The sequence below is a fragment of the Acidovorax sp. genome (assembly GCF_034519795.1).
GTDB lineage: Bacteria > Pseudomonadota > Gammaproteobacteria > Burkholderiales > Burkholderiaceae_C > Acidovorax.
The window spans coordinates 238,970-256,166 of record NZ_JAXHOB010000001.1 but is presented as its reverse complement, the minus strand read 5'-3'; the positions used below and the strand labels follow the sequence as shown (position 1 = coordinate 256,166).

Sequence of the window (17,197 nt, the reverse complement as noted above, 5' to 3'; positions counted from 1 at the left end):
GGGATCAATGCCCCAGGCGCAGCAGGTTGGCCAACTCCACTGCAGACTTGACCTGCATCTTGTCGAACACCCGCGCGCGGTGCACTTCCACCGTGCGCACGCTGATGTCGAGCTGGTCGGCAATGAGCTTGTTGGGCAAGCCTGCCACCACCAGGTCCATCACGTCGCGCTCGCGCTCGGTCAGGTCGGCCAGGCGCACCTGCAGGTCGCTGCGCTCGCGCAGCGCGGCCAGGTGGTCGGCCGACTGTGCCAGCGCCTGCTCGATGCGGTCTACCAGCACATTGTCGGAAAACGGCTTTTCGCAGAAGTCGAAGGCGCCGCGCTTGACCGCATCGACGGCCGTGGGCACATCGGCATGGCCAGTGAGAAAGATCACCGGCATGGTCGCCAGGTCGCCGCGCACGATCAACAGATCGAACAGCGCCAGGCCGCTCATGCCGGGCATGCGCACGTCCAGCAGCAGGCAGCACGGATGGCGCTGCGCCGGGCGCGATTGCAGCGCGGCATCGAAGGCTTCGGCGCTGTCGAAGGACTCGCTGGGCAGGCGGCGCGAGCGCAGCAGCCAGGCCAGCGCTTCGCGCACGCCCGCATCGTCATCGACGATGTACACGGTGGCATTGGAGACGGGTTCCATCAGGAGGCGGTAGAAGAAGAGGCAGGAGGTTGGTGCACGGGCAGCGTGAAGGTGAATACCGTACCACGCGGTTCGTTGGCCGCAAAACCGAGGAAACCGCCATGCTGCTCGATGACCGTGCGGCACAGGCTCAGGCCCAGCCCCATGCCCTCGGCCCGCGTGGTGAAGAAGGGGGTGAACAGGCGCTCGGCCACCTCGGGCTCGATGCCGGCGCCCAGGTCGGCCACGCAAAATTCGATCCAGGCCTGGTGCGCGTTCGATGCGGCGCGGCGCGCACGGATCTCCAGCACCCGTTTGGAGATGCCCAGCACATCCATGGCCTGCATGGCATTGCGTGCCAGGTTGAGCAGCACCTGCTCGACCATGGTGCGGTCGCACAGGGCAGCGGGCAGGTCCGGCTCCACCAGGGTGTGCACGCGCACGCCGATCTTGCGCGCCTGCAGGCTCACCAGCGGCATGATGGCGTCGAGCAGTTGCTGCGCCGTGACGGCCTCGCGCGCCTGGTCGCGGCGGCGCACGAAGTCGTGCACGCTCTTGATCACCTTGCCCGCACGCTCGGCCTGCCGCCCGATCTGCTGCATGGCCATGCGCACATCCTGCAGGCTCTCGGGCGTCGGCAGCAGCTCGCCCGCGCCTGCGGGCGCCTCCAGCAGGTTCATCGAGCCCGTGGCATAGCTCGATATCGCGGCCAGCGGCTGGTTGAGTTCGTGGCTGAGCAGCGAAGCCATCTCGCCCACGGTGGCCAGGCGCGCGGTGGCCTGCAGGCGCTCCTGCGAGGCGCGCGAGAGTTCCTCGATGCGGCGCTGCTCGCTCATGTCCAGAAAGGCGCTCATCCACCCGGTGTGCAGCCCCTGGGCATTGATCAGCGGCGCCTCGATGATCAGCACCGGAAAGCGCGTGCCATCCTTGCGCATGAACTCCGACTCGAAGCCTTCGCGCGGCGGCATGTAGCCGGCAAAGCGGATGGCCTGGCGCTGCTGGTACTCCTCCACGCGCTCCGGGGGCCAGTAAGGCGCCGATGCGCTCAGGCCGAGCAGTTCCTGCGGCGTGAAGCCCACCATGTCGCAGAACGCCGGGTTGACGTAGGTGATGCGGCCTTCCAGGTCACGTGCACGCAGTCCCGTGACCAGCGAGTCCTCCATGGCCTTGCGAAACGCCAGCGCATCCCCCAGGTCGCGCTCGGCGCGCAGGCGACGGCGGTTGTCGCGCACCAGCACCACCATCACCGTGACCAGCGCGATGGACATGGCCGTAACCAGCGCCGTGAGCACGTTCGGGAACAGGCTCGGGGCACTGTGCCAGGTGTCCATGCGCAGCACCAGGGTGGCGCCGGGCAGGTCCAGCAGGTGCGTGGCAGTGAACATGCGCGAGCCACGGCGCGCCGCGCCCAGTACCGCCAGGCGCGTGCCATCGGCTTCCGTGAAGGAGGCCTCCTGGCTGCGCGTCAGGCCGTGCCCCACCAGGTCTTCGAGCATGGCGTTGAGCGCATAGGTGGCCACCAGGAAGCCGGTGGCGCGCCCGCCCGAAGTGATGGGCAGGCACAGCTCCATCATCTCCGAGCCCAGCCCGTCGCCATGCGGCTGGAAGTAGCTGCTGGAGTACGCCGGCCCGCTCAGCCGGCGCGCATTGGCGCAGGCCAGCGAGGCGTCCGAGTGCGCGCTCTCGCGTGTACCCCGGTCCCAGTACACGGGGCGGTAGGGTGTCTGCACCTGCGAGCGCAGCCGCATGCCGGTGTCACGCCACTCCAGGCGCACCAGCTCGCGGTGGCCGCGCAGCAGCTCGGAGGCATTCACCTCCCAGGCCAGGATGCCTGGGTCGTCGGCATGCAGGGCCTGCAGGCTCTGCAGGTTGCGCGTGAGGGCCACGCGCACGTCCGAGACGGCATCGGCCGTGTCGCGCTCGAGCCGGCTTTGCACCTGGCTGGCCTCGTAGCGCCCGGCCAGCCAGACCACGGTGACCAGCATGGCCACCACCAGCGCCACCAGCAGCGTCCACAGCGACCAGCGGCGCCAGGCACCGCGCCAGCGCTGCCACAGGGTTCGGCGCGGCTTGCTCACAGCACGCGGTGGCCCAGGGCAGGCAGCTGGCTGCGCACCTCGCGCAGGCGGGCCTTGGCCAGCGTGCCCACGGCGACGCCGACACCTTCTTCACGCACGGCGGCAATGCTGCCCCAGGGATCCACCAGCATGCTGTGGCCCCAGGTGCGCCGGCCGTTCTCGTGCACACCGCCCTGGGCCGGGGCCAGCACGTAGGCCAGGTTCTCGATGGCGCGGGCGCGCAGCAGCACCTCCCAGTGCGCCTGGCCGGTGGTGTGGGTGAAGGCACTGGGCACCAGCAGCAGGTCGGCACCGGCCTGGGCATGGGCGCGGTACAGCTCGGGAAAGCGCAGGTCGTAGCACACGCTCAGGCCCACGCGCCACAGCTCGCCCTCGCGCGAGCGCAGGTCGAACTGCACGACCTCGTCGCCGGGCTCGATCACCCGGCTCTCGTGGAACTGGTCCTGGCCGTTGTCGAAGTGGAACAGGTGGATCTTGTCGTAGCGCGCGACGCAGGCGCCTTCGGGGTTGAAGGCCAGCGTGGTGTTGCGCACGCGCACGGCATCGTTGCCACGCAGCGGCAGGGTTCCGCCCACCACCCACAGGCCGAGCTCGCGCGCCGCCCGTGCCAGAAAGTCCTGGATGGGCCCCTCGCCATGCGACTCCTTGAGCGCCAGCTTGTCCGTGTCCTGCCGGCCCATGATGCAGAAGTATTCGGGCAGCACGGCCAGCTCGGCGCCGCCCCGCGCCGCCTGCTCCAGCAGGGTCCGGGCGGCGGCGAGGTTGTCATCCAGGTGGGTGCCGGAAACCATCTGCAGGGCAGCGACTTTCATGAGGACTCTCCGGTTCGGGGGGCAGGGGGTGGCGGGCCGGTGTCCGCTGCATTGCCCGACAGGCGCGTGCGCCGGGGCACGCGCACCACGCGCGGATCGGACCAGGAGCCATCGATGCGGAACTCCTGCGTCGCCGCCTCGATGAGCGGGCCGCGCAGGAACACCTGGGCCAGGAAGCTGCCCAGGCCGATCACCGGGTTGATGGCCGTAGCCACCAGCGAGGCCGTCATGGCATTGATCTCGGGCACCACCACGACGCGCAGGTCCTGCGTCTCGCGGTCGATGTCGGCGCTGCCCTCCATGAGCACCGCAGCGTTCACGCCCTTCATCTGCAGGTTGTTGGTGGTGGCCACGCCCTGCTCGATGCGCAGATCGCCGCGCACGAAGTCGAAGGCGAAGCCTTCGCTGAACACGTCGCGGAAGTCGAGCGACAGGCGCCGCGGCAGCGACTGCAGGCTGAGCACGCTGAGCAGCTTGGCCAGGCCCGGATCGGCCTTGAGGAACTGGCCGGCCTCAATGTTCACATTGATCAGCCCCGTCATCGAGCGGTAGTCGGGACTGAAGGGCGCGCCCACCCAGGCCACCTGGCCTTCCATGCGGCCCTTGCCGCGCCGCAGCACGCCCGGCATGGCAAAGCGCGCCAGCAGGTCGCCCGAATCGCGGATGTCGAGCCGGAAATTGAGCACCGTGCGCCGCTCGCCGGCGCCACTCCCCGCCATCCGCGCCTGGTTGAGCAGGGCCCAGTTGCCGCTGGCCGTCAGGCTGCCTTCGGGGGACGTGATGTTGAACTTGGACAGGCGCCATTCGCGTGGCGTGGTGTCGCTGCCGCGGTTCTGGGCCTCGATCTCCACCCGGCCGAGCTTGCGGCCACGCAGCTCGAAATCGTCGACCACGATGTCCAGCGCGGGCAGCGAGCCCGGCTGTTCCTCCAGCAGCGCCTCGACCTGGTTGGCGTCGCTCTGCGGCATGTTCAGGCGTGACAGGCGGGCATACAGCCGCCCGTTGCCGGAGTCGCCGCCACCGCCTTCGCGGAACTCCACGAAGCCGCTGAGCTCGCTCGCATCGATGTTGCCCTTCCAGACGGGGCCCTCGCGCTGGCCGCCCGCCACCACGTTGTGCAAGGTGCGCCCCTGGGCCGACAGCTCCCGGGCGCGCAGCGCCACCGTGGTGGGCAGGTAGTCCTGCGTGGTCCTGGCCAGCGCGCCGCCCGGCGTCGACGGTGCGGCCGGGCTGCCGGCCGGGGGCGGCGGGCTCAGCAGATTCTCCCAGGCATCGATGTCCAGTCTGGCCAACTGGAGGTTGGCCGCCACCCCCTCGGCCGGCATGGGCGCCGACTCCCCCGGTGCCAGCCCCACGCCGATGGCGCCGCGCAGCACGCGCGGCTGGGCGCCGCCCACGTCGCGGTGGTAGGTGGCCGAGCCCAGGGCGCCCAGGTCCACCGTGATCTGGTCGCGCAGCGGCGGCGGGGTGGCTGCGGCGGTGACGGTGCCGGTCAGCGATTCGCGCGCCAGCGAGTTGTCGTAGCGCAGCGGCAGGCTGGCCTCGGCCGTCTTGCCCAGTGGTGCCGGCAAGGCCAGCGCCATGCCTTGCAGGCTGGTCGTCACCTGCACCTCGGGCACGCCGCGGCGAAAGGCCAGGGCCAGCGTGTAGGGCGCGCTGCCCGTGGCCCGGCCGGCCAGTTGCGACAGCAGCCCCATCTGCGGCGCCTGCTGCAGCCCCTCGGCCGTGGCCGTGCCCTGGGCACGCAGCTGGATGGCCGCCTCCGTGGCCGGGGCATTGGCGGCCAGGGCGCGCATGCCGCCTTCCAGGCGCACCTCCCCACCCAGGGCCCGGGCCTGCACGCCGACGAGCGAAAACCCCGTCTCGCTGAACTGCACTGCGCCGCGCGCACGGCCGAGCATCGGCGTGTCGGGGGTGATGCGCACGTCGTTGCCCGCCAAAGTGACGCTGCCCTGCACCCGGGACTTGTCGATGTTGCTGATGGGCAGGGTCAGCTTGAGCTGAAAGTCGGCATTGCCCGTGCCGCTGGCCTGCGCCAGGGCATTGCCCGTCATGCGCGAGAGCGGCGAGTTGTTCACCACGCTGAGCAGTTCGGACAGCGGCCCGCGCGCATCGGCATTCACGCCCACCACGGTGTGCGACAGATCGGGGATGGAGGCATCCACGCGCGAGACGCGCACCCCGGGCGTGCCCGCAAAGCTGCCACTGGCGCCGCGCACCTGCATGGACGAGCGTTCGAAGATCAACTCGCCCTGCAGCTGCGTCAGCGCCGGCCAGCGCAGGGGGTCGCTCGGGTGCAGCTGGGGTGGCACGAAGGCATAGGTCACGTCCTTGACGCGCGCGGCGATGCGGAACTCGCCCTGGCGCGGGTCGTTGAACGGCATGTCGTGCAGATCGCCCCGCACCTTGAAATCGACCCCGCTGGCCGTACCAGCGACCACCGCGTCGCGCACATAGCGGCGGGCATCCTCGCCGACGGACAGCGGCAGGTAGCGGTACACGCGCGTGCCATCGGCCCGCGTGAGCTTGCCCGACAGGTCCAGCACGCCGGGAAAGCGCGACCGGCTCGGCCCTTTCGCCGGATCGGAGGTGTGCCAGGCCGCCCGCGCCTCGCCCTGCGCATCGGCATTGGCGAACTTCACATCGCTGGCCTGCACCGCGATGCGCTCACCCTCCAGTTGCCAGCGCAGCTCGGCACTCAGGCGGTCCAGCGGCAGCAACGGGTCTTCGAACACACCGGGCAACAGCAGGGCGCCGGATTCGATGGCGAGCTGGGCCTTGCCGCCGGCCTGCGTCATGTCCAGGTCCACCGTGGCGCCGCGCAGTCCCAGACTCTGGGCGGCCCCGTTGTTCAACTCCCCTGCCAGCGCCAGGCCCTGGATGCGGCCGCGCACCTGGTACTGCTGCAGTGCATCGAGCGACCCCTTCCAGGTGGCCTGGATCTCGTCCACCAGCCCCTTGGGTGCGTACTGGCGCACGGCATCGTGGGCCGTGGCGCCCAGGGGCAGGCGGCTGGCGATCTGCGCCAGGGCCGCCAGCTCGAGCCGGTCGGCGCGGAAATCGCCCTGTGCGGGCGCCTTGGCCGTGGCATCGGTGTACACCAGCTTCACGTTGCCCCCGGGCCAGCGCAGGCCGTCGTCGGTGGTGAACTGCAGGCCTTGCGTGGAGAACTCGAAGCCCCCCTTGAGTTGTCGCCCCCCCAGGCGCCCGGCGATGGAGGGCAGCGCCAGCGGCTCCAGCTGCGGGCCCAGGGTGGCGTTCACGTCGGCCAATGCCAGGTCGGCCGTGCCGCCCACGATCTGGCCGCTCTTCACATCGGCCCAGGCCCTGAGGGCCCCGCGCCCCTGGGCCACGTCCACCCCCAGGTCGGCATGGTGGCGCAGCCGGGACACATCCACCCGCGCGAAGTCGGCGTAGACCTGGCCGTTCCAGTGCTGCCAGTTGCCGTCGCGCACACGCAGCAGCGGCGCGCGGAACAGGCCGACCAGGGTGAAGCGGTCGCCCCAGTCGGGCGGCGGCGTGGCGTCCACACGCATGCGGTGGCTCCAGTTGCCGTTGCGCACCACCAGGTTGACCTCGGTGAGCGCCAGTTGCGGCGCGTCGCGCATCTCGTCGGTCCAGCGCAGGGTGCCGCCCTTGATGAGCACCTCGCCCTGGGAGAAGAACCAGTCGGCCGCGCTGCTGCTGTCGCCGCCGCTGTCCTTCATGGCCAGGCCGGCCACGGTGATCCGGCCATCGCTGGCGCGGCGGATGTCCAGATCCGGCTTCTCTATATAGAGCTGCTCGAAGCCGAAGTTCAGCAGCGAGCGCGGCGACAGGGCCACCACCACGCGCGGCAGGCGCAGGGCCTCGCGGCCGGCGCTGTCCAGCAGCGCCACATCCACCAGCTCCACGGAGGGGATCAGCCCCTCGGAACGGGCGCTCAGGGCGCCGATGCGCACGGGAACCCCTAGCGCCCGTGCGGCATGGGCCTCCAGCTCTGGGCGGAACTCGCCGATTCGCGGCACAATCCAGCCATGAAGGGCCCCCCAGGCGATGGTCAGCAGCAGCCAGAAGGCGAGCAGCAACCCCAGTGACCACCGTGCAAAGCCTGCCACTGTCTTGAGCAGGCGTGAGGGGTGCGGGGTGGGATCGATCATGGTGGGATTAATGTGGCAGGAATTATGACCCGCGGTTTCCTTGTGGGTTCAATGAGAACCAGTGTCCTTGTGTGTGCGGCAGCATGCGGCCCCACGCCGGCAGCCGGCAGCGGCACCCGCCCATCCCATGGCAGCCACCATGCCCATGCCCTGTAACGACCCCTTCCAGGACGGCGAGCCGCTGGCCGGGCATTCGCGCTTCCTGCAGCGCCTGCACCGGCGCTACGGCAGCGATTTGACCCTGCTGCCCGGCGGGGCACCCCGGCGCGCCGCGATGGAGGCGGTCTGCGACGCCCTGCTGGCACGCGGCAACGACACCGGCACGGCCCTGCGCGTGCTGCGGCAGTTGGTCATGGAACGCCTGATCCAGCTCGACTGTGATGGCCAGGCACCGCTGTCCGACATCACCTGCGCCGTCACCGAGCTGGCCGAACTGGCCCTGGACCGGGCCTGCCGGCAGGCCCGCCAGGAGCTCGATGCGCGCCACGGCGCGCCCCAGGGACCCGAAGGCCAGGCCGTGCAGCTGTGGATCATCGGCATGGGCAAGCTCGGCGCGCGCGAACTCAATGTATCGAGCGACATCGACCTTATCTACGTCTACGAGCACGATGGCGAGACCGCCGGCACGCCGGACGGCCGCGGCCGGATCTCCAACCACGAGTACTTTGCGCGTGCGGTCAAGGCCATCTACAGCCTGGTGGGCGATACCACGGAACATGGCTTCGTGTTCCGCGTGGACCTGGCCCTCCGCCCCAACGGCAACTCGGGCCCTGCGGCCGTCTCCCTGGCGGCGCTGGAGGAATACCTGCAGGTACAGGGCCGCGAATGGGAGCGCTTTGCCTGGCTCAAGAGCCGGGTGGTGGCACCGCGCGACTGCATTGCCAGCACCGAGGTGCAGGCGCTGCGCGGCGTGGTGCTGCCCTTCGTATTCCGCCGCTACCTGGATTACAGCGTGTTCGACGCGTTGCGCCTGCTGCACAGCCAGATCCGCGACCACGCGGCCAAGCGCAGCGCAGGCCACCCCGAGCGCGCCAACGACGTCAAGCTCTCGCGCGGCGGCATCCGCGAGATCGAATTCACGGTGCAGCTCTTGCAGGTGGTGCGCGGCGGCCAGTTCCCCGAGCTGCGCCGCCGCCCCACGCTCGATGCCCTGCAACGCCTGGCCCATGCCGGCCTGATGCCGCAGCAGACCGCCGACGCCCTGGCACGGGCCTATGTCTTCCTGCGCCGGGTGGAGCACCGCATCCAGTACCTTGACGACCAGCAGACCCATGTGCTGCCCACGCGCGACGACGACCTGGCCTGGATCGCCCGCACCATGGGCTACCCCGACTGCTGCGCCTTTCTGCACGAGCTCGACGCCCACCGCGAACTGGTGGCGCAGGAGTTCGACACCCTGCTGGGCGGCAACGGCAAGAAGCAGTGCAGCAAGGGCGGCTGCGGCGGCCCGCGCGCGGCCGCGCCCCCGCCACCCGAGCTGGAGGGGCTGCTGGAACAGCTACCCCCCGGTTTCCGCGAGCGCGTGGCCGAATGGCGCAACCACCCGCGCGTGCAGGGCCTGCGCGATGAAACCCGCGCGCGCCTGTTCCGCCTGGTGCAGCGCACGGCCCAGTGGCTCACCGAGGGCCGGGTGACCGAAGAGGCCGCCGTGCGCATGGCCAACTGGCTCGAACCCCTGCTGCGCCGCGACAGCTACCTGGCCCTGCTGCTGGAGCGCCCCTCGGTGCACGAACAGATGCTGCACCTGCTGGGCGCCGCGCGCTGGCCGGCGCGCTACCTGCTGCAGCACCCGGGCGTGATCGACGAACTGGTGGGCGACGCCCTGCTGGCCGAGCGTTTCTCGGTGGCCGATTTCGAGCGCGAGCTGGCCATGCGCCTGGCCTCGATCACCTCCACCGGCGAGGACGACGACGAGACCCTGCTGAACCTGCTGCGCCGCGCCCAGCATGCCGAGACCTTCCGCACGCTGGCGCGTGACGTGGAACACCGCATCACCGTCGAGCAGGTGGCCGACGACCTGAGCGCCTTGGCCGACAGCGTGCTGCGCGTCACCGCCCAGTGGTGCTGGAGCCGCCTCAAGACGCGCCACCGCGAGGAGCCGCAATTCGCGGTGATCGGCTACGGCAAGCTCGGCGGCAAGGAGCTGGGCTACGGCAGCGACCTGGATATCGTGTTCGTCTTCGACGACGACGACGAGCGCGCCCCCGAGGTGTATGCCGCGTTCGTGCGCAAGCTGATCAACTGGCTCACGGTGAAGACCGGCGAGGGCGACCTGTACGAGATCGACACCGCGCTGCGGCCCAACGGTAGCTCGGGCCTGCTGGTCACGCGCTTCGAGGCCTATGCCAACTACCAGGAGCGGCGCGGCAGCAACACCGCCTGGACCTGGGAGCACCAGGCCATGACGCGCGCCCGCTTCGTGATGGGCAGCCCCGCACTGCAAGCCCGCTTCGACGCCGTGCGCACGGCCGTGATCACCTCGGCGCGCGACCCGCTCGCGCTGCGCGATGAGATCGTGGCCATGCGCGAGAAGGTGCGCCAGGCCCACCCCACGCGCGACGGGCAGTTCGACGTCAAGCACAGCGCAGGCGGCATGGTGGACGCCGAATTCGCCGTGCAGTACCTGGTGCTCTCGCAATCGGCGGCGCACCCCGAGCTGGTGGCCAACGTGGGCAACATCGCCCTGCTGCAGCGCGCCGAGCAGGTCGGCCTGCTGCCGGCCGGCGTAGGCCACGCGGCCGCAGACGCCTACCGCGAACTGCGCCGTGTGCAGCACCGGGCACGCCTGGACGAGGCCCCGACCCAGGTCACGCCCCCGGCCCTGCAGGCCGAGCGCGACGCGGTGCTGGCGCTGTGGGCGGCAGTGTTCGGCAGCGGGCGCTGATCGACCGTTCCTGGCCGGCGGCGGCCTGTTGCCGATTGTCACGCTAATTTAAACACTTGTTTGAAGTATGGTGGTTTAATCCACCGCCATGCACCCTGCCCCGCCCATTTCCGAGCCCGCTGCCAAGCGCGCAGCGCGCCCTGCCCGTGCCGCACGCAGCGATGGCGACGACACGCGCGCCCGCCTGCTGCAGGCCGCGCTGCGGCTGTTTTCCGAGCATGGCTTTGCCCGCACCTCGGTGCGTGCCATTGCCGTCGCGGCGGGCACCAACGTGGCCGCCATTGGCTACCATTTCGGTGACAAGGCGCAGCTGTACACGGCCACGTTCTACGAGCCCTTTGGCAGCGGCAGCGACCTGATCGAGGTGTTTGCCGCGCCCGGGCTCAGCCTGCAACAGGCCCTGCAGCACTACTTCACAGGGCTGCTGGAGCCGCTCAAGCACGACGACCTGGTCCGGCAAGCCACCCGCCTGCATGTGCGCGAACTGCTGGAGCCCACCCACGTCTGGCCCGAGCTGATCGAGCGCGAATGCAAGGCCCCGCACATGGCGCTGGCGCGACTGCTGTGCCAGCACATGGGCGTGCCCGCCATCGACGACGACATGCATCGCCTGGCCTTCTCGATCGGCGGCCTGGTCATGCTGCTGTGGACCCAGCGCGACGCCATCGAGGCCATCGCCCCCCAACTCGCAGGCCCCGCCACCGCGGACGCCTGGGCCGAACGCCTGACCGGCTATGCCATGTCCATGATCCAGGGCGAAGTGGCACGCCGCCAGGCACTGCGCGACAAGCGCGGACACAACAACAAGGAGGAAGAGGAATGACATGGTTTGTTCGAACCCTGGGCGTGTGCGGCGTGCTGCTGCTGGGCGCCTGCAGCACCGCACGGCCGCCCCAGGCGGTCGCGGTGCAGGCGCCTGCGGGCTGGGCAGCGCCGCTGCCGCACGGCGGCCAGATGGCCGACCTGGCACAGTGGTGGCGCCAGTGGAATGATCCGGCCCTGGTGCCGCTGATCGAGGCCGCGCAGGGCATCAGCCCCAACGTGGCACAGGCCCGCTCGCGCCTGCTGCAGGCGCGCGCCACGCAGACCACGGCGCGCGCGGCCCTGCTGCCCACGCTCGATGCCCAGGCAACGAGCAGCCGCGGCGCCAACGCACAGATCGGTGGCCTGGCCACCACCAGCCAGGCCGGCCTGCAGGCCGCCTGGGAAGTGGACCTGTTCGGCGCCAACGCCGCCACGCGCGACGCGGCCAGCGCACGCCTGGCCGGCGCCCAGGCCCTGTGGCACGAGGCGCGCGTGAGCGTGGCGGCCGAGGTGGCGCTGCAGACCAGCAGCCTGCGCACCTGCCTGCAGCAGCTCGATGTGGCCGAGCGCGACGCGCGCTCGCGCGGCGAGACCTCGCGCCTGTCGGACCTGAGCGAGCGCGCCGGCTTCACCGCCCCGGCCACCGCCGCCCTGGCGCGCGCCAGCGCCGCCGAGGCCACGGCCCGCGCATCGCAGCAGCGCATGCAGTGCGACGTGGAGTTCAAGACCCTGGTGGCCCTCACGGGCCAGGACGAGGCGGCGCTGCGCCAGCTGATCACGGCCACGCCCGTGGTCCCCGCGCCCGACAGCCTGTTCGCCATTGCGGCCCTGCCAGCGCAGGTGATCTCCCAGCGCCCCGATGTCTACAACGCCGAGCGCGAGGTCGCCGCCGCCAGTGCCGAGGTCGGCAACGCCCAGGCCCAGCGCTACCCGCGCCTGTCGCTCAGCGGCAATATCGGCAAGGCCTGGGTCCGCACGGGCGGCAGCACGACCGATGTGGACGCCTGGACCCTGGGCCCGCTGGCGCTGAGCCTGCCCCTGTTCGATGGCGGGCGCCGCGCCGCTCAGGTCGATGCGGCCCGCGCGCGCTACGACGAATCGGTGGCGCTGTACCGCGCCCGCATCCGCCAGGCCGTAAGCGAGGTGGAGCAGGCCCTTGTGCGCCTGCAGAGCACGACCGAGCGCAACACCAGCGCCCGCGCCGCAGCCGACGGCTACCGCATCTCGTTCGAGGCCACCGACGCGCGCTGGCGCGGCGGCCTGGCCAGCCTGGTGGAGCTGGAGGACGCACGCCGCACGGCGCTGGCCGCACAGAACGCGCTGCTGGCCCTGCAGCACGAGCGCCAGTCCGCCTGGATAGCGCTGTACCGCGCAGCCGGCGGCGGCTGGGACAGCACGGCCCCCGACCTGGCCGAGACCGCCCAGGCCGGCACCCGCTGACCTCGGCACCCCTTATTTCCCTGACACCTTCCGCATGAACGGACCCCTTTCATGAACCAGTTCAAACTCTCCGCTTCCACGCTGGCCATCGTTGCTGCCTGCGTCCTGGCTGCCACCGGCGCCCTGGTGTTCTCGGGCGCATCGCGCGCGGCCGACGAGCCCAAGGCGAACCAGCCGCGCCCTGCGCTCACGGTCACGACCGCCCAGCCCCAGCGCATCGCCGTGCCCCTGCGCCTGGCCGCCAACGGCAATGTCGCCGCCTGGCAGGAGGCCATCATCGGCGCCGAAAGCAATGGCCTGCGCCTGACCGACGTGCGCGTGAACGTGGGCGACGTGGTCAAGCGCGGCCAGGTGCTGGCCACCTTCTCGGCCGAGACCACCCAGGCCGAGGTGGCCCAGGGCCGCGCCAGCGTGCTCGAAGCCCAGGCCACGGCCGCCGAGGCCGCTGCCAATGCCGAGCGCGCGCGCTCGCTGCAGGCCTCGGGCGCCTTGAGCCAGCAGCAGATCCAGCAGTACACCACGGCCGAGAAGACCGCCCAGGCACGCGTGGAAGCGGCCCAGGCCCAGCTCAATGCGCAACAGTTGCGCCTGAAATACACCCAGGTGGTGGCGCCCGACAGCGGCATCATCTCGGCCCGCAGCGCCACCGTGGGTGCGGTCGTGGGCGCCGGCACCGAGCTGTTCCGCATGGTGCGCAAGGGCCGCCTGGAGTGGCGCGCCGAAGTCACCTCGACCGAGCTGGCACGCATCCAGCCCGGCTCCAAGGTCAGCGTGACGGCCGCCAGCGGCACCACCGTGCAGGGCACGGTGCGCATGGTCGGCCCGACGGTCGACCCCCAGACCCGCAATGCCCTGGTCTATGTGGACCTGCCCGCCACGGCGATGGACACGCCGACCGATGCCAAGACCTCGCTCTCGGCCATCCTGCCCGGCATGTTCGCGCGCGGCGAGTTTGCCCTGGGCAGCAGCGATGCCCTGACCGTGCCACAGGAAGCCCTGGTGGTGCGTGATGGTTTCTCGTACGTGTTCGCGCTGGGCAGCGACCAGCGCGTGCAGCAGCGCAAGATCCAGACCGGTCGGCGCGTGGCCGACCGGGTGGAAGTGCTCTCGGGCCTGGAGCCGACCACCGCCATTGCCGTGCGCGGTGCCGGCTTCCTCAACGATGGCGATCTGGTACGCGTGTCCAACACCGCGCCGGTCGGGGTGCAGGGCAGCGCGACCGTGCCCACCGCGGCCGCCCCGGCTTCGGCCGCCAAGTAAGAAGAGCGAGGAGCATTCACCATGAATGTGTCTACCTGGTCGATCAAGAACCCCATACCGGCGCTGATGCTGTTCGTGCTGCTGACCTTCGGCGGCCTGCTGTCGTTCAACGGCATGAAGGTGCAGAACTTCCCCGACATCGACCTGCCCACCATCTCGGTGACCGTGTCGCTGCCCGGCGCCTCACCCGCGCAGCTCGAAAACGATGTGGCGCGCAAGATCGAAGGCTCGATCGCCACGCTGCAGGACCTCAAGCACATCTACACCAAGGTGCAGGACGGCGGCGCCACCATCACGGCCGAGTTCCGCCTGGAGAAACCCACGCAGGAGGCGCTCGATGACGTGCGCTCGGCCGTGGCGCGCGTGCGCGGCGACCTGCCCGGCGACGTGCGCGACCCCATCGTGACCAAGATGGACTTGGCCGCCCAGCCGGTGCTGGCCTTCACCATCGCCTCGCGCCGCATGGACGACGAGGCCCTGTCCTGGTTCGTCGACAACGACATCGCCAAGAAGCTGCTGGCCGTGCGCGGCGTGGGTGCGGTGAACCGCGTGGGCGGTGTCGACCGCCAGGTGCATGTGGCGCTCGACCCCATCAAGCTGCAGGCGCTGGGCGCCACCGCGGCCGACGTGTCGCGCCAGCTGCGCCTGGTGCAGACCGAAAGCGCGGGCGGGCGCACCGACCTGGGCGGCAGCGAGCAGCCCGTGCGCACCCTGGCCACCGTGCAGTCGGCCCAGGAGCTCGCGGGCCTCACGCTGTCCCTGTCCGACGGCCGCCATGTGCGCCTGGACCAGTTGGCCACGGTGTCCGACACCTTTGCCGATCCGCGCGCCATGGCCCTGCTCAACGGCAAGCCCGTGGTCGGCTTCGAGGTGGCGCGCAGCAAGGGCGCCAGCGAGGTCGAAGTGGGCGGCGCCGTGCAGGCGGCCCTGACCGAGATGCGCGCCCAGCACCCGGACCTGGAGATCACCGAGGCCTTCAACTTCGTGACGCCCGTGCAGGAGGAATACGACGGCTCCATGCACCTGCTGTACGAAGGTGCGCTGCTGGCGGTGCTGGTGGTCTGGCTGTTCCTGCGCGACTGGCGCGCGACCTTCGTCTCGGCCGTGGCGCTGCCGCTGTCGGTGATCCCGGCCTTCATCGGCATGTACCTGCTGGGCTTTTCCATCAACGTGATCACGCTGCTGGCGCTGTCGCTGGTGGTCGGCATCCTGGTGGACGATGCCATCGTGGAAGTGGAGAACATCGTGCGCCACCTGCGCATGGGCAAGACGCCCTACCAGGCGGCCATGGAGGCGGCCGACGAGATCGGCCTGGCCGTGGTGGCCACCACCTTCACGCTGATCGCGGTGTTTCTGCCCACGGCCTTCATGAGCGGCATCGCCGGCAAGTTCTTCAAGCAGTTCGGCTGGACGGCGGCGCTGGCGGTGTTCGCCAGCCTGGTGGTGGCGCGGGTGCTGACCCCGATGATGGCCGCCTATATCTTGAAGCCCATCGTGGGCGAGCACAAGGACCCGCGCTGGATGGGCTGGTACCTGCGCTGGGCGGCCTGGTGCATCCGGCACCGCTGGATCACCTTCATCGCCACGGGGGCCTTCTTCATCGGCTCGCTGGCGCTGATACCGCTCTTGCCCACGGGCTTCATCCCGCCGGACGACAACTCCCAGACCCAGGTCTACCTGGAGCTGCCGCCCGGCGCCACGCTGGCCCAGACCCGCGTGGTGGCCGAGGACGCGCGCCAGCGCGTGGCGGCGGTGAACCACGTCAAGAGCGTCTACACCACCATCGGCGGCGGCTCGGCGGGCTCCGATCCCTTCATGGGCAGCGCCAATGCCGAGACGCGCAAGGCCACGCTCACCATCCTGCTGGCCGACCGGGGTGACCGGCCGCGCAAGCAGGGCATCGAGAACCAGATCCGCGCCGCGCTGGAAAGCCTGCCCGGCGTGCGCAGCAAGGTGGGCCTGGGCGGCTCGGGCGAGAAGTACGTGCTGGTGCTCACGGGCGACGACCCGCAGGCGCTGCAGACCGCGGCCCTCGCCGTCGAGAAGGACCTGCGCACCATCCCCGGCCTGGGCAGCGTGTCCTCCACCGCCAGCCTGATCCGCTCGGAAATCGCCGTGCGCCCCGACTTCGCGCGCGCCGCCGACCTGGGCGTGACCAGCAGCGCCATCGCCGAGACCTTGCGCATCGCCACCGTGGGCGACTACGACGTGTCGCTGCCCAAGCTCAACCTGGCCTCGCGCCAGGTGCCCATCGTCGTCAAGCTGCAGGACGATGCGCGCAAGGATCTGTCGCTGCTCGAACGCCTGGCCGTGCCCGGTGCCAAGGGCCCGGTGATGCTCGGCCAGGTGGCCACGCTGGAGTTCAGCGGCGGCCCGGCCGTGGTGGACCGCTACGACCGCGCGCGCAACGTGAACTTCGAGATCGAGCTCTCGGGCCTGCCGCTGGGCGACGTGACCAAGGCCGTGGATGCGCTGCCGTCCATCAAGAACCTGCCGCCCGGCGTGCGCCAGGTCACCATCGGCGACGCCGAGGTGATGGGCGAGCTGTTCGCCAGCTTCGGCCTGGCCATGCTCACCGGCGTGCTGTGCATCTACATCGTGCTGGTGCTGCTGTTCAAGGACTTTCTGCACCCCGTGACCATCCTGGCGGCGCTGCCGCTGTCGCTGGGCGGGGCCTTCGTGGGCCTCTTGATCGCGCAGAAGAGCTTCTCGATGCCCTCGCTGATCGGGCTCATCATGCTCATGGGCATTGCCACCAAGAACTCCATCCTGCTGGTGGAGTACGCCATCCTGGCGCGGCGCGAGCATGGCATGACGCGCTTCGAGGCGCTGATCGACGCCTGCCACAAGCGCGCACGGCCCATCATCATGACCACCCTGGCCATGGGCGCGGGCATGCTGCCGATCGCCGTGGGCTTCGGCGCGGCGGATGCGAGCTTCCGCTCGCCGATGGCCGTGGCGGTGATCGGCGGGCTGATCACCTCGACCTTCCTGAGCCTGCTGGTGATCCCGGCCGTGTTCACCGGCGTGGACGATGTGGGCCAGTGGTTCGGCCGCATGCTGCGGCGCCTGCGCGGCCTGCCGCCCAAGGCAGCGGCGCCCAGGCCGCAGGAAGCGCCGGCGATTCCTTGACGGCGGGGCCGAAGGCCGACCCCGCATCCGTGCAA

General features: G+C 70.5%; 9 protein-coding genes. 5 read left to right on the top strand and 4 right to left on the bottom strand.

All coding sequences use genetic code 11. The annotated features are described in order from the left end of the window. Positions 1–4: 4 nt before the first annotated feature. From U5N23_RS01140 to U5N23_RS01125, 4 genes are read right to left on the bottom strand one after another with little or no spacing between them, the layout of a single operon-like run. A complete protein-coding gene (locus U5N23_RS01140; RefSeq protein WP_322591038.1) occupies positions 5–634 on the bottom strand; it encodes a response regulator transcription factor in 630 nt (209 codons plus the stop codon). Further along, a complete protein-coding gene (locus U5N23_RS01135; protein ID WP_322591037.1) occupies positions 634–2,691 on the bottom strand; it encodes a two-component system sensor histidine kinase NtrB in 2,058 nt (685 codons plus the stop codon). Before U5N23_RS01135 ends, U5N23_RS01140 begins: the two co-directional genes overlap by 1 nt. Then, entirely contained in the window at positions 2,688–3,503 is an 816-nt protein-coding gene (locus U5N23_RS01130; protein ID WP_322591036.1) for a carbon-nitrogen hydrolase family protein, read from the bottom strand. The genes U5N23_RS01135 and U5N23_RS01130 overlap by 4 nt, the downstream gene beginning before the upstream one ends. Beyond that, positions 3,500–7,642 (bottom strand): YhdP family protein, encoded by a 4,143-nt coding sequence (locus U5N23_RS01125; RefSeq protein WP_322591035.1) that lies wholly within the window; start codon positions 7,640–7,642, stop codon positions 3,500–3,502. The genes U5N23_RS01130 and U5N23_RS01125 overlap by 4 nt, the downstream gene beginning before the upstream one ends. A 139-nt stretch (positions 7,643–7,781) precedes the next feature. Between U5N23_RS01125 and glnE the strand changes: the two genes are divergently transcribed. The 5 genes from glnE to U5N23_RS01100 all read left to right on the top strand — a co-directional run bounded on the left by glnE (position 7,782) and on the right by U5N23_RS01100 (position 17,162). After that, positions 7,782–10,526 carry a bifunctional [glutamate--ammonia ligase]-adenylyl-L-tyrosine phosphorylase/[glutamate--ammonia-ligase] adenylyltransferase gene (gene glnE / locus U5N23_RS01120; RefSeq protein WP_322591034.1) on the top strand — a complete coding sequence of 915 codons (2,745 nt, stop codon included), beginning with the start codon at positions 7,782–7,784 and terminating at the stop codon, positions 10,524–10,526. Positions 10,527–10,614: 88 nt separating this feature from the next. Beyond that, a complete protein-coding gene (locus tag U5N23_RS01115; RefSeq protein WP_322591033.1) occupies positions 10,615–11,349 on the top strand; it encodes a TetR/AcrR family transcriptional regulator in 735 nt (244 codons plus the stop codon). After that, entirely contained in the window at positions 11,346–12,770 is a 1,425-nt protein-coding gene (locus U5N23_RS01110; protein WP_322591032.1) for an efflux transporter outer membrane subunit, read from the top strand. Before U5N23_RS01115 ends, U5N23_RS01110 begins: the two co-directional genes overlap by 4 nt. Before the next feature lie 51 nt (positions 12,771–12,821). Then, positions 12,822–14,030, top strand: coding sequence for an efflux RND transporter periplasmic adaptor subunit (locus tag U5N23_RS01105; protein WP_322591031.1), 1,209 nt, complete (start codon positions 12,822–12,824; stop codon positions 14,028–14,030). Between the two features lie 21 nt (positions 14,031–14,051). Continuing rightward, positions 14,052–17,162, top strand: a complete 3,111-nt coding sequence (locus U5N23_RS01100) for an efflux RND transporter permease subunit (protein ID WP_322591030.1) — start codon at positions 14,052–14,054, stop codon at positions 17,160–17,162. Positions 17,163–17,197: the final 35 nt, after the last annotated feature.

What these genes read in the sequence shown, in the direction of transcription:
- U5N23_RS01125 (WP_322591035.1), bottom strand. Translation starts at nt 7,642, where the DNA reads ATGATCGATCCCACCCCGCACCCCTCACGCCTGCTCAAGACAGTGGCA.
- U5N23_RS01110 (WP_322591032.1), top strand. Translation starts at nt 11,346, where the DNA reads ATGACATGGTTTGTTCGAACCCTGGGCGTGTGCGGCGTGCTGCTGCTG.
- glnE (WP_322591034.1), top strand. Translation starts at nt 7,782, where the DNA reads ATGCCCATGCCCTGTAACGACCCCTTCCAGGACGGCGAGCCGCTGGCC.
- U5N23_RS01105 (WP_322591031.1), top strand. Translation starts at nt 12,822, where the DNA reads ATGAACCAGTTCAAACTCTCCGCTTCCACGCTGGCCATCGTTGCTGCC.
- U5N23_RS01130 (WP_322591036.1), bottom strand. Translation starts at nt 3,503, where the DNA reads ATGAAAGTCGCTGCCCTGCAGATGGTTTCCGGCACCCACCTGGATGAC.
- U5N23_RS01115 (WP_322591033.1), top strand. Translation starts at nt 10,615, where the DNA reads ATGCACCCTGCCCCGCCCATTTCCGAGCCCGCTGCCAAGCGCGCAGCG.
- U5N23_RS01100 (WP_322591030.1), top strand. Translation starts at nt 14,052, where the DNA reads ATGAATGTGTCTACCTGGTCGATCAAGAACCCCATACCGGCGCTGATG.
- U5N23_RS01140 (WP_322591038.1), bottom strand. Translation starts at nt 634, where the DNA reads ATGGAACCCGTCTCCAATGCCACCGTGTACATCGTCGATGACGATGCG.